The organism is Nocardia sp. NPDC059236, assembly GCF_042754085.1.
In the GTDB taxonomy this organism is placed as follows: Bacteria; Actinomycetota; Actinomycetes; order Mycobacteriales; family Mycobacteriaceae; genus Nocardia.
This window is the reverse complement of record NZ_JBHZAF010000005.1, coordinates 431558-450066: the sequence shown is the minus strand read 5'-3', so window position 1 is coordinate 450066 and position 18509 is coordinate 431558. Positions and strand designations below refer to the sequence as shown.

Here is an 18509-nt window from a genome sequence, read left to right as displayed (position 1 = left end):
CGGGTTTCCGGCATTGACACCGGCCGGGTCGCGCCGCACGCTGCGCCGGTGACGATTTTCTTCATCGTGGCCATCCCGACAGCGGCGGCTCCATCGACTGACGCGCGATGACCGTTCCTGCCGACTTCGGTCCGGACGCCTACGTCGTACGCACAGGACTGTGGCGGTGGCGCCGTGCGTCGCACGGCCGAGTGGTCTTCGCCGTCCACGGTGCGGGTGTCTACTTCGCTGCCGACGCGTTCGGCCCTGCCCAGACCGTGCCCTGGTCGCGAATCTGCGCGATCGAACTGTTCACCGAAACCACCTCGACACCGCGAAATCAGTTCCGCCACCGCTGCATCGGCGTGCGGGCCCGCGGCACCACCCAACCCTCCCGAGGCGGTCCGGCCGCCCGCCCGATACCCGAGTCGTCGGCCCGGCTCCTGCGCGACGCCGGTCGCGCCGACCTGATCCCGGGCGCCGACGGCACCATCCGCTGGGCATACCGCCGCATGACGGGCTGGCGCGTATCGCGTGAGAGCCTGACCGCGGCAGTCACCTGCCACGCTCCGCACATTCCGGTCATCGACGGTCCGTCCTGGCCGCCTGCCCTGACCTGGTCCGAGGCGCTCACGGCCCGCAAGCGACGGCCTCGGTGACGTCGGCGCCGCGGTGAGCCGCGTCACCCGACACGCGCCGCGATGTCACACATCGGGCTCGAATGGTGTCTTCATGTCCGATACCACCAACGGTGAAGGAGGGCGGACATGGAACGGGTCGTCAGGGTCGTCGTGGTCGGCGGCGGATATGCGGGGATCATCGCGGCCAACCGGCTGCGGACTCGGGAGGACGTGCAGATCACAGTGATCAACCCGCGGCCGCAGTTCGTGGAGCGAATTCGGTTGCACCAGTTGGTCGCCGGCTCCGGTTCCGCCGCGGTCGAGTACGACGCGCTGCTCGGCGCGGGGATCCGGCTGATCGTCGATGAGGCGACGGTGATCGATGGGGTGCGGCGCAGCGTGGCGCTGAAGAGCGGAGGCAACGTGGCCTACGACTACCTCATCTACGCCGTCGGCAGCCACGGGGCGGCCCCGGCCGTCCCGGGCGCAGCCGAATACGCCTACGACATAGCGGAATTCGAGCACGCCGAGCAACTGCGCGACGCGCTGGCCGGTGCGGACGCGGCCGCACCGGTGACCGTGGTCGGCGCCGGGCCCACCGGCATCGAAACCGCCGCCGAGCTCGCCGAGCAGGGCCGTCCGGTCACCCTGGTGTGCGGGGGCCTGCTCGGCCCGTACCTGACAACGACCGCCCGCCGCTCGGTCGCCAGGCAACTGACCACACTCGGCGTGACCATCGTCGACGGTCCGGATGCCAAGGTCACCGCCGTTCACCCGCACAGCGTCGTGCTGGCCGACGGTCGCGAACTGCCCAGCCCGATAACAGTGTGGACGGCCGGTTTCGGCGTCCCGGACCTGGCTGCCCGCAGCGGCCTGAGCACCGACGCCGTCGGCCGCCTGCTCACCGACGAAACCCTCACCAGCATCGACGATCCGCGCATCCTGGCCGCCGGTGACGCCGCCGCCCCCTCCGGCCAACCCCTGCGCATGAGCTGCCAGGCCGCCATCCCGCTCGGTGCCCACGCTGCCGGAACCATCCTGAGCCGCCTCGCCGAATCCGAGCCCGCCGCAATCGATATCGCGTTCATCGGCCAGTGCATCAGCCTGGGCCGCAAACGCGCGACCATGCAGCTGGCCCACTTCGACGACACCGCCCGTCGGGCCTACCTCGCCGGCCGCGTTGCCGCCACCGTCAAGGAGGCGATCTGCAAATCCACCGTGTGGGGCCTCGCCCGCGAAGCCCGCAAACCCGGCTCCTACGCCGCCATCAAGGGCGGCAAGCGTCAGCAGCGCATCGCGGCCGCCACAGCGATGGCCGATCATAGGTAGGGGTGAAAGTAGGAATCGCGTCAGGTGGCACATGAAGCCGCTCAAATGCCTTGCGGCAAAACGCCGCCGCGCTTTCATTGCGTCGGGCGACCAGCGGTTTCAGTAGGTTCCGGGCTTGCCGGCCGGGCAAATCGGGCGTCCCCGTCGCGCCTCGGCCGCGGAGTGCGTAGGTGGCGCTACGGTTCCGCCATGATGCTGCTGCAGCCGCCCACGATCGCGTCAGCGCAGGAGAAGGGGATGATCCTCGATGTGGCCGCTCTCGGCCGCCACGATCCCCTCGGTGCCGACATCCCGTACGTGCGCGCCACCGACGGCTGGATGTTCGAGCTGCCCGAAGAGTTGCGGGAGTGGGCGACGTTCGTCATCGGAGGCAATCTGCACAACCTCCAGGCCGGATACCCGTCGGAGTTCCCGTGTCGGATCGAATTCGGGGTGCGCGACGGCCGCATGTACGCCGAGATGCTGTAGCTCGCATAGGGGCCGAAGACCGGGAGACACGCTCATGTACCAGGCGACACGATTCTTACCGGCACCCCTACCAGGGCACATCCCGAACTTCGTTGGATTTTCGGCGATTACTACTTTCGCCGCCAATTGCATTGGATGCGAACTCGCGATGGTATGCACATCGACCGGTTCGGGGTAGCAATTGCGGCTCCTGGCAGTGGATTTCGGATGCCGCGGCACTGGTGATGGTAGCGATCCCCTGCGCGTCGGAGGCCGAGTGTGGCTCAACTGCCTGCGGATTCATCCATCACTCGCATACGATGCGACTTTCTCGCATCAGATGCGAGTGATGGAGGGTCGGTATCACCGGCATCGGTCTGATGATCGCGTGAGAACGATCCGCCGAACGGCTCCAGGCCTACCTGCAGGACATCAGAGACGCACTAAAGGCTGCCTACGCACGCATTACCGGCCAGAGTCCGCGTGACAGTCCAAGCCTCCTTCGGCGGCGGGACTGCCGCTTTGCACGCAGCGGCGGTGAAGCAGCACATCTTCCCTCGAACCGGCGAAACCCACCGAACCACCGATGGTCGAGGGGCATCCCGGTGTTCAACAGCCAGACGAATGAAGCGACGAACATGAGCAACGACGCGAGCAAGAGGGCTTTTGGCTTTGGCCACGAGCGACGAGCGTACGGGCAGCCCGTGACAGGCCGTTCCGCTGGCACCCGCACCGCGTGCCAGCGGAACGGCCACCGAGTGGCATGTCGTTTTGGGGTACACCCCGGCACCACACTCCGACCTGCGGCGAAAAGTGTTGATCTAGGGCCGATTACCGATATTTCCTGACAGGCACCGTATTCGGCACTGTGCCCGTGGGCTCTACGAGTCGGTGCCGGCCACCGGCCGCGGGTGCCGCCGCGGGGCGCGCAACTGTGGGCATGTCCAGCAGAGCGTGCAGACGGGCGATGAAGACGTCGATGCTGCCGTAGCGCGCGAGGACCTGCGCGAGCAGCTCGTACACGGTCGATCCCATCAAATCGGTCATTTCACCCCATCAAGGTTCACCGATCCGGTCGGGCCGGTTCCCTCCGGCATTCTGCACGACAATCTCGATCACGCAGCTAATTCGGAGATATCTGCGACCTTCCGTGCCTGGGCACTCTCGATTCGTGCCACCCGTGCGGTATTCGGGCAGCTCCGACACAGGATCTGAGTACGGTGCAGAGCGGGTGAGCTGATCGTGGAGCGCGGCAGGAATCAGGGTGCGGTTATCGCGCCGCATTCTCACGTCGGACCATCCGACCGGGGTCACAAGTGGACGACTCCGGAACTGATGCCCCGCTTCGCCAACTCCGAGCGGCGCATCGTGCTCGGCAGCCGGGTGGATCGGCCCACAGACTCTTCCTATCCACCCGGCCCGAGCAGCAATCGGACCGTCACGGTGGAAATGGTCGTGTGCTATGAGCAGTACGGATGCGCGTCGCCGCCGGTCGAGGGCGCCGGGCTCTGGTGGTGGTGAAGGCATGTGCCGCCTCGCAGACCTGCACGTGCTGTGTGCCCAGATCCACCGGTGACAGTCGATGATCGCCATCGGTAATGAGCTGCACGACCGCTACCCGGAACTGTTGCCGGTGCTGAATCGATGGATGCCATTGCAGGAGAAAGACGCTGAGCCGGGTGCGGCGCTCGAACTGACATGGGTGAGGCCGGAACCTGCCCGCCTCACCCACTTTCAAGATGAGGGCTGGTTGCGACACCAAGTCTATCTAGATAGAGTTAGCGCGTGGTTGTTCGCCGTCCCTCAGCGCAGACGAGACTTGTTTTGGACACCTTGATGGTTCCCGGTGATGAGTGGCGGCACGGGTACGACCTGGCGGGGGCGAGCGGGCTCGCGGCAGGCACGTTGTACCCGATCCTCGGTCGGCTCACCGATCGCGGAATCCTCGAAAGCCGATGGGAAGAGGATCCGCCGGTCGGCAGGCCACGGCGGCATCTGTACCGGCTCACGCGGGATGGTCGGGCATTCGCCGAGCAGGTGGCCGTTGCCGCGCAATCGACGCGACCGCGCCCTACGAGCGGCTCGCCGCGACTGGCGGGCGGTCTGGCATGAATTACCCCGACCGGCTGACTCGCGCACTGTCGTTCGGCGTGCGGCTACTGCCGTCGGGGCGTCGCGACCTGGGAGCGGCCATGCTCGCCGAGGCCGCGTTGATCAGTGCCGGTCCCCTCCGCCGCCGCTGGTTGCTCGGCACGGGTTGGTTCATCGCGAAGGAAGGCATCATGACCTGGCTTAAACTCATCTCCATCGCGGGCAGCGCGCTGTTCATCCTGTGGATCCTCTACAACGGCATGGATTCCGGCTGGGCCGGTACCGGACCCGAGATTGTCTCCTATGTCGCCATCATGGCGCTGTTGGCTTTGAACATTGTGCTGATGAGCCGCGGCCTGCTGGCCCAACGACGCGGCACCGGAGGTAGCGGTGGTTCCGACCTCGCCGTGATCGATCAGTACTGAAGAACCGGTCCTCTCCTGAGACTCCTCAGCCAAGCACAACGATCCCACCCCGAACCCCGAACCGGCGAATCACCCTCTACCAGGGCACATCCCGAAATCCGTTGGTTTTTCGGCGATTACTACCGGAACCCAGCTTCGCGGGTCTTTGTCACCCTGGTGCACAACGCAATCCGGATTGTGATGTGTCGGAGGAGATTCCGAAGTCGTCCAGAGTGCCGCGCCGACCGCTCGGCGCTACGCCTGCCATGTCGCGATGGCGATGCAGGTGCCGCTGAGGATGAGGGCGATTCCGAAGCAGCGCAGGGCGTTTGCGAAGGCCCTGTACTTCAGGGCGGCGATCCTTGCCAGGGCGTGATTCTGGGTCCAGGCCTCGACGAGCGTGGCCATCGGGTCCAGATCGCTTGGTGGACACGAGGAATCGGCGACGCTGGGCCATGAGAAGCGGTTTTGCGTGGATGCGCCGCCGGATCTGGGCTTGAGCGCCTGATAGGCGAAGCCTGCAGTGGCAAGGATCGCGCAGCATAGCAATCCCAGCGGGACGGACAAGATCCACTTGTGCCGGAAGGCCGGGTTGGACAGGGCCGCGTGGAGAGTGTCGATGTTCGACGCGGTGCTCGCGACGAGGATGCCGAGTGCGGCGGTGAGAATGGTCACCTTGGTATCGGCATTCTTGATCCAGTTGCCGAATTCGGTCATCGCGAGTTTGGCGTCCTCCCACGGGGGTACCGCGGGAGTGGCGGGCGGCGCGGCAGGGGGCTGGCTGCGCCGGATGATCCAGTTCATGTGATCCGACCCGAGGTGGTGATGGAGCGCGGTTCGTCAGGGATCTGTCACTTGAAACCCGAGATGGGTTACGAGACAGGCCATTCCAGTTCGTCGCTCTCCGCGGACGCGATCAGATGCGCTTCGACTTCGGTCTGGATCCGGTCCCATGCGATAGCCCTGATGGCTAGCTGCCGTATTTCGGACACGCTGTACATGAGTTGGGTGGCCTCAAGCCGGTTCGTCATCATGCGCCTCCCTGCCGCGGGTCCGAGTCATCTGCGTTTCATAGAAGGCCCTGGTCGCCCGCATGTTGCCTACACACGAAGGTACGGCGAGACTGGAGGACAATCAACTTGATCAGACCTTGAGACAACTTGTCCCAACATGACTTTGGAGGACATGCCGTGAATGATGGTGGGGCGCGAGTGCGGGCCTTTGACCCGAACAAGCCCCGGCGGATCAGCGCCGAAGAGGTACGGCGGGTGGTGCTGGAGACCGCGGTCGAGTTGGTGAACGAGAACGGGCTGACCGTGAGCCTGCAGCACATTTCGATGGACTACATCGTGGCGGCCGCCGGTGTCGCCCGCAGCGCGGCGTATCGCATCTGGGGTTCGCGGGAGAACTTCTTCGACGAGTTGCTGCTGGAGTTGGCGAGCAAGCCCGAATGGGCTCCGTCGGTACACGATCCCGACACCTTGCGCACGGCGATACGCGCACTGCAAGAGGCCTTGCAAGAGGCGCCGAACCTTCTGGCGGATCCGGCCATGCGGCGGGCCGTGGTGGTCGAGATGTGCAGGACCGGAGCAAAGGTCAACTACGACAACGTGATCAAGCGTCAGAGCTGGCGCACCTACATCACGTTGTCGGCGACCGCGTTGTCGTACAAGGGGCCCCTGGGCGCAAAGCTGCAGGACGCGATCGCGCGCAACGAAGCCGATTATGTGGCGAGCATGGCCAGGTTCTACGAATCCATCGGTGAGATCGTCGGTCGGCGAGTGCGGGCGGAGTTCGATGCCTCGGCCGACGGGGAGCCTGCCTTCTCGAAGGTCGCGGCGACGGGCTCGGCGTTGATGGAGGGCTTGGTGCTGCGCACCGTCACCACCCCCGAGGAGAACAACATGGTGCCGGATCTCGCTCCCGACATGAAGTTGTCGGATCCGTTCGATACTGGCTCGCCGCAGCCGTGGTCGGCGCCGGCGATCGCGTTCACGGGGATGTTCATGGCGATGACCGAGCCCATCCCCGAATCCGAGTACGATCTGTCGGACCTGGATCGAAAGATCCAGGTTGTCGAGGAGTTCATCGACAACCTCCCCACGCCCCCAGACCACATGGCTTAGGCGCCCGGCACGAAGAAGGCCTCCGATCGAATTCGATCGGAGGCCTTCTTCGTGCTAACGGTGGATCAGGCTGCGACGGAGGGCGCGTCATCAACGAGTTGCTCGATCTTGATCGCGCGACCGCCCTTCGGATTGACGGCGACCTCGAACGACACCTCGTTACCGACCTTGAACTGCTTGCGCATCTCGTCCGAGACGTGGAAGTGGAACGACATCCGGTGGTTGCGGTCATCGGTCACCTCGATGAACCCGAAGGGCCGTTCCGGGTGGATGGTCCGAATCACCCCGTCCGCGCGCTGCCCAGCGACCAGCACGTTCACCGCCCGCGCCGTCTGCCCTTCCCGCGCCGGCGGCGCGGTGAGGAACACGACCTCCGTGCCGCTGCTGCTCAAGCACTCCACGTCGTCCTCGTAGAAGACGGCCCTCGACGAGATGTGAAAGTCCGTTCCAGCAAGGTCGGTGATGAATCCGAAGCCGCGATCGGCGAACCACTGCTTGACCCGGCCGACGCGCTGCCCAGCGGCAGCCCCGGCGGGGGGCGGCTGTGAGGCCGCCGTGGTGCTGGACACCACGATCCGCCCTGCTGGTGCGGATGAGACCGACGCGGCGCGCGGTGTCCTCGTCACCTCGGTCACCGCAGAGGCGCGGAGGCCGAAAAGTGAAGCACCGTAAAAGATCTCGTGGTACTCGACAGGATCGGGGATTCCCTGGAGCGGTACCCGCTCGCGCGGTCCGCGGTACTCCTCCGGCGTCCGGTGCAGGATGATCCCGAGCTTGGAGTGCACGCTGCGCATGTTCGCCGCATCCACGGTGTCGCCGTCGACGAGAATCGCGTGTGCGGAGGCTGCCGAGCACAGCCGCGACGCGCGGTCACACACCGGAGAAAGGTGATCGACACCGCCTTCCTCGAGCCGGTACCGGAACGCGGAACCGGTCGCGAACCCGATCGACATCGCGATGTCGATCTCGCCGATGGGGTGCCCGTCCTTCGCTGACGCCGCCTCGGTGATGCGCTCCATGAACTCGATGCCCATGTTCAGCAGCTGATGGGCGTGATCACTGTCGACCACGACCATCCCGCCGTCGCCCATCGGCCTGCTCACCGAGAGCACCTGCATCCCGGCGCGGCATTCGTCCAGGATGCGGAACATCTTTAGGAACTCGCTCAGCCACGCCATGGTCGACTTCTCGAACTTCTGGCCGGCGCTGTTGCGCATGTCGACGAACATGCAGGTGATTTCGCTGTTCCACGGCTTGTCGATCGGATCGGACAGGCCAGGCAGGTTCGGGTCGTCCAAACCAATGTGCTTGTTCACGGCGTACTCCTTTCCCAGTGCAGCTCGGCCCCCGTGCGGGGAAGAGTTGCTACGCCATCGATGAGACTACAGCATCTACGCATCTCCATTGATGAAAGGAATCTATAAGACTCTTTGAGATGCTCATAGATGCTTAGCATCCCATTGGCGAAGCTCTACTGATCGACAGTGCGCCGATGCCAAAACGGCGGGGAGGGAACCGGATTCGATTCCCTCCCCGCCGTTCCGTGCGGTCGTCTACGCGCCGGCCTTCTCCTGCGACTTCCGCATCTGGGCAACCGCGGCCAGAAGCCGCTGCTTCTCCGCCTCGATGGCCGCCTCGATCTGATCTGGATCGGTTGCAAGCGTGAGACCTTCCAGGATCAGCTCCCTGGCGAGCTCGGCCACCTGCCGGTTCTTGATCTTCGCGACCCCGGCGAGCACGGCATAATCTTCCGGCTTTAGCCGAACCGTGATCGCTTCGCTGGACTTTCCGGTCATGCCTACGCCTCCTTGGTGCTGCCGTTCCGTGAGGCGCAGGCCAGGGCGACGATGCGACCGTGCCTCGCCTGCAACCCGGAGTCAAACGCTTCTGCGGTGCGCAGCAGCTCTCGTGAATACCGCTAAGTTTATAGCATCTGCAGTCATTTTATTAACAGACTCTCAGCATCTGAGACTCGAACTGTGCTGGGGGTGCAGGAGGCGCCCAAAGTGGCGACCATGCCGACGCGCAGCTGGGCGAGCTGGCACCGGAGGTCATCGCCGGGCCGTAGGCGGTCGGGCATGTCGCTTGCGGAAACGGCAGGCGCGCGATCGAGGACACCGATTCTTCCGGCTGGGTGACATCCCTTCTCCCTATGCCACCTGTAGCGGGAAGCCCCGCCCCACGGTCTCCCGCGCTCCCGGAGCGGGCGGCGACCTGCGGCTTCCCGGAACACATCGATCACCCTGACGGAGATCTCGCGTCAGGGTGATGTACCGGTTGGCGTGTTGCGAGCGAACATTGCCCGCCTCGCTTCCATGAGCCGCCGCAGCTGGTCGGCGACAGCGTTGTCGTTGCTATCCGACACTCCGAGGTCTGCACGCAGGACGATCCGGAGGAGGTGAATGCCGTCGTTTAGCGGACCTTTCGCCCAGACAAGCGGGTTGTCAGCTGTGAAGGCATCAGCACGGCCGGCGTCGAGCGCGCACAGCGCGTCGTACGTGCGATCCAGGCAGTTGCTCACCTCCGACGCGATAGCCAATTCGAAGTCGGGTAGCCACATCTGCGCCATGGCGTACAAATCGCGGTAGTCGGACCGCTTCGACCCGACCACCTCAAGAGTTCGCACCCGATGCTCGACGAAATCCAATGCCGCGGTCCGGTAGCCGCGGGCCGCACGGTTGAGCTCGGCGTACCTCGCCAGACGAGCTACTTCAGTCTCTCGGCGACGCAGATTTTCCGCGTCCAGTTGCTTGCCGCGGATTGCGTACCGCTGCGATACCACGATGCCGCCAAGCGACCCAGCGACCCCTGCGAGCGCACTGATCATGGACACCAATTCCACACTCACACAGACGATTATCGGCAGCACACTGCCAACACGGGCCAGTTACGGTTCACCCTCGCTCTTGGCCAGTTGGCCCGCAGTGCCGCCGGCGGTGATCTCGGGTACGTACTTGTAGAGCGTGGACCGTGAGACTCCGAGCAGTCGGGCGATCGAGGACACCGATTCGTCGGTCCGGGTCAGCAGGGCGCGGGCCTGGCGGATCTGCTCGGTGTTCATGGCCGGCGGGCGGCCGAGGCGCTGCCCGCGGGCACGGGCGGCGGCCAGGCCCTCGTTGGTGCCGGCCACGATCAGCTCGCGGATGAACTCGGCCAGCGCGGCGAACGCATGGAACACGAGCCGCCCGCCCGGAGTGGTGGTGTCGAGCGCTTCGTGCAGCGACCGGAATCCGATTCCGCGCCTTCGGAGTTTGGCCACGATCGCGATCAGGTCCTGCAGCGAGCGGCCGAGCCGGTCCAGTGACGGAACGACCAGGAACCGACACCAGGCTGGACCGCGCGAACCTGACCAGAGCCTCCCTTGACTTCGCCAGGCTGGACCGCGCGAACCTGAGCTCTGGGGACTTGAGCCACACGAACCTGACCGGCGCGAACCTGAAACACGCGAACCTGAACGGCGCTGACCTGAACGGCGCGAACCTGAACTACGCGAAACTGAACGGCGCGATATTACGCAACGCGAAACTAGGCGGCGCGACGCTACGCGGCGCGATCTACAGCGAGTTCACTCAGTGGCCGAGTGAGTTTGTTCCATCCGAACAGTCCTGAGGCTCTTTCCTCGCGCGTTCGGAAAACGATCCTCTGGGCGTTCGCGAGCATCCGCGCTAAATGCCCCTCTCGGGTCGTGTCGGCTCGGGAAGTCATCTGCGGTAGCCCGGTCTCACCGTGACTTTCCAGCCGTGCGAACCCCACGGGCCGTGTCGGTCCCTGGTGACAGGATGGGGGTGACTATTTCGAACGAATCGTCGACCTCGATGTGACCTCGGCCGAGGCGAGCACGTTGGCCGAGCACATGGTGGACTGGATGGTGTCGCGGCGATGGCTGCTTCGGGAGACTTCGCGCGACGCGATGTACAGCCTCCAGGTCGACGAAGGCTACGTGCCCGGCCCCGACTGGCCGCAGATCGCCCAGGACTGGAGTGCCGACTGGATCCCCGGCCCCGTCGCTGTCATCATCGGACGCCACGACCACTACCCCGGACAGGGCTACATCGAACCGACCTCCGCGGTATGCCCACGCTGCCAGGCCACCACCGTGATCATCGACTACCCACAACAACGGGAAGCCGATCCCGCCGTATGGCAGCCGTTCTCCGACGCGATCGACGCCTGGAAACAAACAGGCACCGGCGCAGCAATCTGCCCCTCGTGCACCACATCGAGCCCCATCACCTCCTGGCAATGGCCAGACAACTTCGCTCTGGGCACCCTCGCCTTCGACTTCTGGAGTTGGCCGCCCTTCACCGAGGACTTCATCACCGAATTCTCCGCCCGAATCGGGCACCGAATCGAACACCACACCGGCAAGTTCTGAACCGAGGCTTCTCACAACCCAATGCCGTTAACTTTGGGAGTTTGCTGACAGCGGGCAATGTCTGAGCGAATCTGACTGTGTGGCTGGGTGTTCGGTGTAGGGTGCCGGGTCGTGACGCAGGTGGTGGGGCGGTTGACCGACCGGATCGGGCTGGGGGTGCTGACCCGGGTGGTGTCGCGGGATCTGGTCGATGAGGTGGTGGCGCAGACCGGTCGGCGGGAGAAGCGGCAGCGGTTGTTGCCGGCGCGGGTGGTGGTGTATTTCGTGCTGGCGATGACGTTGTTCTTTGACGACGCTTACGAGGAGGTGATGCGCAAACTCGTTGACGGGCTGCGGTTTCTACGATCCTGGGACGGCCTGTGGCGGGTGCCGAGCTCTGCGGCGCTGTGCAAGGCGCGGGTGCGCCTGGGCGAGGAGCCGGTGCGGGAGTTGTTCCGGCGGGTGGCGGTGCCGCTGGCGGGTGCCGGAACTCCGGGCGCGTGGCTGGCGGGGCGGCGGGTGATGGCCATCGACGGGGTCCAGATGGATGTTCGCGACACACCCGACAACGAGGCCGAGTTCGGCCGCGGCCGCACCCACCAGGCATTGGATGATCCGTATCCGAAGGTGAAGGTCGTGGGGTTGGCCGAGTGCGGCACGCACGCGATCGTCGATGCCGCGATCGGGGCTGTCGAGACCGACGAACGGGAGTTGGCGCGGGTATTGCTGGAGCGTTTCGACCCCGGGATGCTCGTTCTCGCCGACCGCGGATTCTTCAGTCACGAGTTCTGGCGCGAGGCCATCGCCACCGGGGCGGATCTGTTGTGGCGGGTGCAGTCGGGGCTGAATCTGCCTGTCGTGCAGGAACTCCCGGATGGCTCGTATCTGGCCAGGCTCTCGGATAAGGCCGAACGTCAGCGCAACCGCCGTCGTCTGGCCGCGGGCGTGGACACCGAAACCGAAGGCGTGTTGGTGCGGGTGGTGGTCTACGAGATCACCAACCGTGACAGCGATCAGATCGGGCCGATCCGCCTGATCACCACGATGCTGGATCCCGAGCAGGCCAGCGCGGGCGAGCTGGCCGCGGCCTACCACTGCCGCTGGGAATTCGAAACCAGCCTGGCCGAACTCGAGACCAGCCAGCGCGGCAGCTACCGGGTGCTGCGCTCACACAGTCCGGCCATGGTCCGCCAGGAGATCTGGGCCCTGCTGACCACCCACTACGCGATCCGCGAACTCATGTACTACACCGCCGACTTCGAATCGGTCGATCCGCTACGGCTGTCGTTCGTCCGCACCCTGCGCGTTGTCCGCCGCCACGTCGGCGGGCAAGCGGGTTTTTCCCCCTGACCGGCTCGCCATCACCACCGCCGACGCCGTCGCCGAGATCGCCGAACGCCCCAACCCGCCGCGCCGCCAACGCAGCTATCCCCGAGTCACCAAACGTGCCGGACGCCACAAATTCCCACGAAAAACGGTGCAGCACAAGAACATCAACCACCCAGAGACCGCCGAGATCCTGCTACATCGGCGCGTAAGTTAACGGCATTGTCTCACAACCCCGTACGGATCGAAACCCGAAATACGCAGGGCCAGAAGCAGAAGAGACCGGCTGTCGGCCCCGCGTCTTATGGTGGCGGCGAACCAAGGACTGAGGGAGTGCGTGTCGTGCTGTATGTCGTAGTTAACGGATTCTGGGGTCTACGCGGGGAATCCGTGCCGGGCATTGCCGAACGCTGGTACGCCACGCTGCGCGCACTCGCGGACATCGACGGCTCGATGTTCGAGCGATGGCACGAGGCCGGCGCCGACCTCCCGACCGATCCCGTGGTGGAGCCCTCGGTGCCCGCACTGGCGGAGTACATCGAGCGCACGAACACCGGTCCCGATCTCGACGTCATCGGATACACGACGTCGCTGTGGGCGCAGAACCCCGTTACAGCGCACGTGTCCTTGGCGATTCACGCGGGCAGTACCTCGCGCTACGCGGTGAACTCCGTTGCACTCGCCTTCCGCTCGCGCGAGATCGACGAAACCGCGCAGGTGATCCGGCGCGCTCCGCAGATCCTGCGCTTGCTCGCGGAAAACTGGGACATCGACGCCGGACAGGTCTACGACAGGCACCAGTACCGGGCGGTGGCCGAACGGTTCGACCTGGCCAACAGCGACCCGCGCTGCGGCCGTGCGGTTTTCCTCTCCGCCGGCCGTGCCGCCCTCGCACCCGAGGGGCTGCCCGCAACCTACGTCCGCACCGCGCACGGTGGACTGGTCATCGACCTCACCCGTGGTGGTGCGGACGCCCCGGCCATCGAGACGATACTGGAGGTGAACACACGACTGCGGGCTGCCGGGGCTCTGGACAAACTCCCGATTCCGTTCGACCGGGCCACGTTCTGACACCTGCGTGCCGCTGAGCGAGCGTGCCCCCTCAGAGCCAGCCCCGCTCCGCCGCGAACCCCGCCAGCGACCCCACCGCGAACATCCCGAGCACGAGCGCGAACACCGCGGGCATCACCACCGGCCCCCACGCCCCGGGCCCGGCCACCGTGGCGTTCGCCGCCGGGTCCGCCGGGTCGTAACTGACCCGGACCGGCGCCCCGACCGCCACGCCGAACGGGCCCGGGGCATGGTCGGCCGTCACGGGTGTGGAACGCGAAGACGTACTCGGTGGCGTAGCTGCGCTCCATGTCCGGCCGCTCGACTATCCGGCGCTCCACGCACCGCCCCTCGGCGCGTTCGCCGTGTCGCACCAGCCACAGCACCCGGAACAGGCGCAGCGCCGAACGGATCGCGAACGCGCCGAGGAACAGGCTGAACAGCAGCAGGAACGTGGACACACCGCCGGGCAGGAACTGCATGGAGCGCTCCCAATCCTCTACTCGGCCATGATCGAGTCAACGAACCCGATCCGGGCGTGCGTTACAGGCGCTGTCAGCACCCCACTGCTGTGGCGGGCCGAGTTCGAGCAACTGGCCGCGCTCGGTGACCGGGCCGGCGCACCCGGCTCTCGCGCCACCGCCCGCCGGTCCCGCAGTGTCAGCAAGTCCGACTCCAATTCGCTCATACCCCAACCACTTTCGACACGATCCGAGCCTAGCCGCGCCCACTCGGCAATCGGTAATGCTCCTACACACGACACCACCCGACCCCCATCCTCGATTCGCGTACCGTGCCCGAGCATTCGTGTTCGGAAAACCATCGTCTGACGAACCCGAACACGACCGACCAGCCGCGCGCGTTGTGACTCGCGCCGATAGATGGCGGTCTTTCGCGTTGTCAGGTGGCGCCGATGACGAGAGTGCTGCGGGCGGTTTCGACGACGCCATGGGAACGATTTCTGGGCTACGCGCGTGCCCGATGCGCAGACGCGGGACGGCCGAACCCGGATGTTCACCGATGCGGGAGGGTGACGGTATGGGTGGCAGGTGGCGGGTCGTGCCGGGAGGCACACGGAATCCGCACATTTCTCACGCGGATTCTGCACATCGTCCGGATAGGTTTCCAGGATGCCGTCTGAAAAGCGCAGTTCGGTTCTGGGGCTGGGAGTGGCCGCCGCGCCGGTCGTGGTTTCGATTGTCGTGACACTGCACGCCGAGCTCTTCTTGTACTGGATCGGGGTCCTGTACCTGCCGTTGTTCGCCTTCGGTTATCTGATCCTGGCCATCGTGTTCGTGGTGTTGCTGCGGCGTGTTACTCGCAGTGGTTCCCAGGGGCTGGCGGTGGCCACCGCGGCACTGGCGGTCGTGGGTGTCAGCGGGTCGTTGTTCCTGTTCGTCGATACCAAGGCCAGCGGGTGGGCGCGGTTCTGGCTCGAGTATCCTGCGTTCGCCGCGGCGGCCACGGTGGAGGTGCCCAAGCACGGCGAAGGTGATCTCTACGGTGTCGAGCTACCGAGTCATTTGTGCGTCGTGGCGCCGAACTGCCGGATCGCGAACCTCGGTTACAGCAATGGAGCACCGGTCCGGTACGCCGCCGACTACGTCGACGTCTTCGAGGACACCTACGGTTACGGGCACTTCGTCGGCACGCCGGAGCCGAGGCCGTACAACGGATTCGGAATTCCCTTGTGCCCCACCATGGAGTTGGCGGGCGGATGGTGGTGGCTCGAACGTTGCGACGGCCCGGAGTACGAGCGAGCCCGGTGAACTCGACGATCAGCCTGCTAGTCAGGAACCAAGGTCTGATCGGGAAGCTTCTGCCACATGCTATTCGGCACTACATGACGTTCGCCTGATCTGGAAAGGCGAGCGCGACGGCATGGGCAGCTGGTATCAGCGTCCGCGAACGAACGTTCACGAGACACTTTGGGGTGCTGAAGATTCCCGTAGGTCGTATCCCGTCAAATCTGTAAAGGTCGCCGTGTACGCGCCAGTGTCAACCTGTCGGGGGTTCGCAATACACTGCGCCGCATGCGAATCGGCTATGGGCGGGTCTCTACCCGTGATCAGCATCCCGAGGCCCAGCACGACGCACTCACCGCGGCCGGCTGCGAGCAGATCTTCATCGACAAGGCCTCGGGGAAGCTCGCCTCCCGCCCGGAGTTGAGTAAGGCGCTGCTGGTGGCCAACCGGCGCAAAGATCAACTGGTGGTGACCAAGCTCGATCGGCTCGGCCGTTCCCTCGAGCACCTCATCGAACTGTCCAAGACATTGCAGGACCGCGGCGTGGATCTGGTGGTGCTGGATCAGGGCATCGACACCTCCACCGCTGTCGGCGGATGTTCTTCCAGATCCTCGGCGCCATAGCCGAATTCGAGCACGCCCTGATGTCCGAACGCACCCGCGACGGCCTGGCCGCGGCCCGCGCCCGCGGCCGCACCGGCGGCCAGAAACCCAAACTCGGCCCCCGGCAGGTGTATCTGGCGCGCCAGATGTACGACGAACTCGACGAGCGTGGCAAGCGGCGCTACACCGTCGAGCAGATCGCCGCCGAGTTCGGGGTCACCCGCCCCACCATTTACCGCCATTTGTCCGCTGCCGCACCGAAAATGGAGGCGTGACCGCAGTCGGATTGACCGAACTGACCGACGCGGACCGCCGCCAGGCGATGCGTCGTTACGAGATCCTGCGCCCGCACCTCGACGACGGTGTGCCCCTCACCCGCTCCGCAGCACATGCGGGCGTGCCACTGCGGACCGCGCAGCGATGGCTGCACCGCTACCGGGACGCAGGCCTGGCCGGATTGGCGCCATCGCGACGCCGATCGACCCGCTGGCGCACACACTCCGAAATAGGTACCACCCCACAGCAATCCTGGATCGCCGACGGATGGCTGCCACGGATGCCCGAGGACCTCGAACACCTCGACCTGCTGCTGGTCCAGGTCGCCACCCCGAGGATCGTGCACCGCGACGGCATCCACTTCCAAGGCCTGCGCTACCTACACCCCACCCTCGCCGCCTACGTCCGCGAACCGGTCACCGCCCGCTACGACCCGCGCGACATCACCGAGATCCGCGTCTTCCACCGCGACCGCTTCCTGTGCAAGGCCGTCAGCCCTGATCACGCCGGCGACACCATCGGACTCGAGGACATCCAGGCTGCCCGCCGCGCCTTCCGGCGCCGGGTCCGCGACCAGATCAACGAACGCATCACCGTGGTCACCGACTACCTGCCCGCACCCGAACGCGTGCCGAAACTAGCGAAATCCTCAGCGGTGCCCCCGCTTCGGGCCTACCTCGAGGACTGACAGAGAGGATGTAGACGAGCACCTCCCCTCCGGGTCTGACCCAAGGACTGACTGACCTGGGGTCCTCAACGGGATCTGTCGGCCCGGGTGGGAGGTGCTCGTGTGCACTCACTGGGTGTGGCGTTGTGACTTCATAGGAGCCTGGCCAGAGGCCCCATCTCTGTCTTGTCCGCGTGCCCGGCTGGTGCGTGCCGCCCTGCCCACTCTCACGCGTAACAGGACGACGATGCCCTCCATTACACACGAACACACCGCGGCCAGCGAGGTAGCCGGCGGTGTCGATACCCATAAGGACACCCACACCGCGGCCGTGCTCGACACCGTGGGCCGGGTCCTGGGGACCGCTGTCTTCGCCGCCGACGCGACAGGCTATGCGGCACTGGTGGATTGGATGCGAGGGTTCGGCCGGTTGATCCGGGTCGGGGTGGAAGGCACCGGTGTCTACGGTGCGGGATTGGCCCGGATACTGCGCGAGCACCACATTCCGGTCGTGGAGGTCGATCGCCCCGACCGCAAGACCCGCCGTTCCCAGGGCAAGTCCGATCCGATCGACGCCATCCAGGCGGCGAGGACAGCCCTGGCCGAAAACCGCACCGGCACACCGAAACAACGCGACGGCCGCGTCGAAGCGTTACGCAATCTGCGCGTCGCTCGCCGTTCGGCGGTCGACCAGCGCGCCGATGCTCAACGCCGCATCAAAACGCTGATCATCACCGCGCCCGAGGAATTACGCCAGCAGTTGCGTGGGCTGCCGGTGAGCAAACTGATCACCACCTGCGCCGGTTTCGACCCCGATCACGCCGACGCCGCGACCCCCCGGACCGCTGCCATGATCGCCCTGCGCTGCCTGGCGCGGCGCCACCAGCAGCTCTCGACCGAGATCACCGAACTCGACGAGCTGCTCACTCCACTGGTGACCGCCATCAACCCGAACCTGGTCGCGGCCAACGGCATCGGCACCGACACCGCCGGGCAACTGCTGGTCACCGCCGGGGAGAACCACCACCGGATCCGTTCCGAAGCCGCGTTCGCCATGCTCTGCGGCGTAGCCCCGATCCCCGCGTCCTCGGGCAAGACCAACCGGCATCGGCTCAACCGCGGCGGCGACCGCCACGCCAACGCTGCGCTCTACCGCGTCACGCTCTGCCGCATGCGCTGGGACCCCCGCACCCGCGCCTACGTCGAACGACGCACCAAAGAGGGCATGTCCAAAAAGGAAATCATCCGCTGCCTCATTGGGCGAGTATTGATCTCGCGGTCCGACGATCGGATCGTGGTCCTCGGTCAGCATCAGGAGATGGCCACGTTGCCGCGCCGCATGGACGGCCAGTTTGAGTACTGCCACTCCTGGTGCGCCGAGGCTCCGATGACTGACATCAGGGACATGCCCCATCGAGGGCCGAACAATGAGGAACCGGCGCGGAGCCTCGACTGACCAGGGCCTGACCAGCGAAACCCCTTGGGAGACTGT

22 protein-coding genes and 1 pseudogene are annotated in these 18509 nt (G+C 65.6%); 16 read left to right on the top strand and 7 right to left on the bottom strand.

The genetic code is table 11. From position 1 onward, the window contains the following. Window positions 1–107 precede the first annotated feature (107 nt). The 3 genes from ACFXIV_RS16770 to ACFXIV_RS16760 all read left to right on the top strand — a co-directional run bounded on the left by ACFXIV_RS16770 (window position 108) and on the right by ACFXIV_RS16760 (window position 2396). Window positions 108–638: a hypothetical protein gene (locus tag ACFXIV_RS16770; protein WP_379403165.1), complete on the top strand. Its 531-nt coding sequence runs from the start codon at window positions 108–110 to the stop codon at window positions 636–638. A gap of 108 nt (window positions 639–746) precedes the next feature. Next, complete coding sequence (locus ACFXIV_RS16765; RefSeq protein ID WP_379403164.1) at window positions 747–1928, top strand: NAD(P)/FAD-dependent oxidoreductase; 1182 nt, start codon at window positions 747–749, stop codon at window positions 1926–1928. A 189-nt stretch (window positions 1929–2117) separates the two neighbouring features. Beyond that, window positions 2118–2396 carry a hypothetical protein gene (locus ACFXIV_RS16760; protein ID WP_379403163.1) on the top strand — a complete coding sequence of 93 codons (279 nt, stop codon included), beginning with the start codon at window positions 2118–2120 and terminating at the stop codon, window positions 2394–2396. Between the two features lie 810 nt (window positions 2397–3206). On the opposite strand, the gene ACFXIV_RS16755 is transcribed toward ACFXIV_RS16760, so the two are convergent. Next, complete coding sequence (locus ACFXIV_RS16755) at window positions 3207–3422, bottom strand: hypothetical protein (protein WP_379403162.1); 216 nt, start codon at window positions 3420–3422, stop codon at window positions 3207–3209. Between the two features lie 288 nt (window positions 3423–3710). Here ACFXIV_RS16755 and ACFXIV_RS16750 point away from each other — a divergent pair, with 288 nt between their 5' ends. The 3 genes from ACFXIV_RS16750 (at window position 3711) to ACFXIV_RS16740 (ending at window position 4891) form a co-directional block, all read left to right on the top strand. Further along, complete coding sequence (locus ACFXIV_RS16750; protein WP_379403161.1) at window positions 3711–3896, top strand: hypothetical protein; 186 nt, start codon at window positions 3711–3713, stop codon at window positions 3894–3896. A gap of 315 nt (window positions 3897–4211) precedes the next feature. Further along, on the top strand, window positions 4212–4487 hold the full coding sequence (locus ACFXIV_RS16745) for a PadR family transcriptional regulator (protein ID WP_379403160.1): 276 nt from the start codon (window positions 4212–4214) through the stop codon (window positions 4485–4487). Next, window positions 4484–4891 carry a hypothetical protein gene (locus tag ACFXIV_RS16740; RefSeq protein WP_379421285.1) on the top strand — a complete coding sequence of 136 codons (408 nt, stop codon included), beginning with the start codon at window positions 4484–4486 and terminating at the stop codon, window positions 4889–4891. The genes ACFXIV_RS16745 and ACFXIV_RS16740 overlap by 4 nt, the downstream gene beginning before the upstream one ends. 234 nt (window positions 4892–5125) lie before the next feature. On the opposite strand, the gene ACFXIV_RS16735 is transcribed toward ACFXIV_RS16740, so the two are convergent. Beyond that, window positions 5126–5674 (bottom strand): hypothetical protein, encoded by a 549-nt coding sequence (locus ACFXIV_RS16735; protein ID WP_379403158.1) that lies wholly within the window; start codon window positions 5672–5674, stop codon window positions 5126–5128. Window positions 5675–6060: 386 nt separating this feature from the next. Here ACFXIV_RS16735 and ACFXIV_RS16730 point away from each other — a divergent pair, with 386 nt between their 5' ends. After that, window positions 6061–6996: a hypothetical protein gene (locus ACFXIV_RS16730; RefSeq protein WP_379403157.1), complete on the top strand. Its 936-nt coding sequence runs from the start codon at window positions 6061–6063 to the stop codon at window positions 6994–6996. Between the two features lie 65 nt (window positions 6997–7061). On the opposite strand, the gene ACFXIV_RS16725 is transcribed toward ACFXIV_RS16730, so the two are convergent. The 4 genes from ACFXIV_RS16725 to ACFXIV_RS16710 all read right to left on the bottom strand — a co-directional run bounded on the left by ACFXIV_RS16725 (window position 7062) and on the right by ACFXIV_RS16710 (window position 10255). Then, window positions 7062–8312 (bottom strand): adenylate/guanylate cyclase domain-containing protein, encoded by a 1251-nt coding sequence (locus tag ACFXIV_RS16725; RefSeq protein ID WP_379403156.1) that lies wholly within the window; start codon window positions 8310–8312, stop codon window positions 7062–7064. Window positions 8313–8549: 237 nt separating this feature from the next. Beyond that, on the bottom strand, window positions 8550–8792 hold the full coding sequence (locus ACFXIV_RS16720; RefSeq protein ID WP_379403155.1) for a hypothetical protein: 243 nt from the start codon (window positions 8790–8792) through the stop codon (window positions 8550–8552). A gap of 464 nt (window positions 8793–9256) precedes the next feature. Continuing rightward, complete coding sequence (locus ACFXIV_RS16715; RefSeq protein WP_379403154.1) at window positions 9257–9844, bottom strand: hypothetical protein; 588 nt, start codon at window positions 9842–9844, stop codon at window positions 9257–9259. Between the two features lie 39 nt (window positions 9845–9883). Then, entirely contained in the window at window positions 9884–10255 is a 372-nt protein-coding gene (locus ACFXIV_RS16710) for a recombinase family protein (RefSeq protein ID WP_379403153.1), read from the bottom strand. Between the two features lie 41 nt (window positions 10256–10296). Here ACFXIV_RS16710 and ACFXIV_RS16705 point away from each other — a divergent pair, with 41 nt between their 5' ends. The 4 genes from ACFXIV_RS16705 (at window position 10297) to ACFXIV_RS16690 (ending at window position 13747) form a co-directional block, all read left to right on the top strand. Beyond that, entirely contained in the window at window positions 10297–10605 is a 309-nt protein-coding gene (locus ACFXIV_RS16705) for a pentapeptide repeat-containing protein (RefSeq protein ID WP_379403152.1), read from the top strand. Between the two features lie 208 nt (window positions 10606–10813). Continuing rightward, window positions 10814–11371: a hypothetical protein gene (locus ACFXIV_RS16700; protein WP_379403151.1), complete on the top strand. Its 558-nt coding sequence runs from the start codon at window positions 10814–10816 to the stop codon at window positions 11369–11371. 87 nt (window positions 11372–11458) lie between these two features. Further along, window positions 11459–12700 carry an IS4 family transposase gene (locus ACFXIV_RS16695; RefSeq protein WP_379405961.1) on the top strand — a complete coding sequence of 414 codons (1242 nt, stop codon included), beginning with the start codon at window positions 11459–11461 and terminating at the stop codon, window positions 12698–12700. Between the two features lie 309 nt (window positions 12701–13009). Then, a complete protein-coding gene (locus ACFXIV_RS16690; protein WP_379405633.1) occupies window positions 13010–13747 on the top strand; it encodes an Imm52 family immunity protein in 738 nt (245 codons plus the stop codon). A 31-nt stretch (window positions 13748–13778) separates the two neighbouring features. On the opposite strand, the gene ACFXIV_RS16685 is transcribed toward ACFXIV_RS16690, so the two are convergent. Continuing rightward, the gene (locus ACFXIV_RS16685) at window positions 13779–13991 is read right to left on the bottom strand and encodes a DUF3592 domain-containing protein (RefSeq protein WP_379405634.1); all 213 of its coding nucleotides are present in this window, start codon (window positions 13989–13991) and stop codon (window positions 13779–13781) included. An 865-nt stretch (window positions 13992–14856) separates the two neighbouring features. Between ACFXIV_RS16685 and ACFXIV_RS16680 the strand changes: the two genes are divergently transcribed. From ACFXIV_RS16680 to ACFXIV_RS16660, 5 genes and pseudogenes are all read left to right on the top strand, one after another. Next, window positions 14857–15495 (top strand): hypothetical protein, encoded by a 639-nt coding sequence (locus ACFXIV_RS16680; protein WP_379405636.1) that lies wholly within the window; start codon window positions 14857–14859, stop codon window positions 15493–15495. A 264-nt stretch (window positions 15496–15759) separates the two neighbouring features. Then, window positions 15760–16106 (top strand): annotated as a pseudogene (locus ACFXIV_RS16675) (recombinase family protein); the annotation flags it as partial. 9 nt (window positions 16107–16115) lie between these two features. Then, complete coding sequence (locus ACFXIV_RS16670; protein WP_379421286.1) at window positions 16116–16349, top strand: helix-turn-helix domain-containing protein; 234 nt, start codon at window positions 16116–16118, stop codon at window positions 16347–16349. Beyond that, window positions 16346–17038: a Mu transposase C-terminal domain-containing protein gene (locus ACFXIV_RS16665; RefSeq protein WP_379405638.1), complete on the top strand. Its 693-nt coding sequence runs from the start codon at window positions 16346–16348 to the stop codon at window positions 17036–17038. Before ACFXIV_RS16670 ends, ACFXIV_RS16665 begins: the two co-directional genes overlap by 4 nt. 226 nt (window positions 17039–17264) lie before the next feature. Then, window positions 17265–18473: an IS110 family transposase gene (locus tag ACFXIV_RS16660; protein ID WP_379405640.1), complete on the top strand. Its 1209-nt coding sequence runs from the start codon at window positions 17265–17267 to the stop codon at window positions 18471–18473. The last annotated feature ends 36 nt before the right edge of the window (window positions 18474–18509 follow it).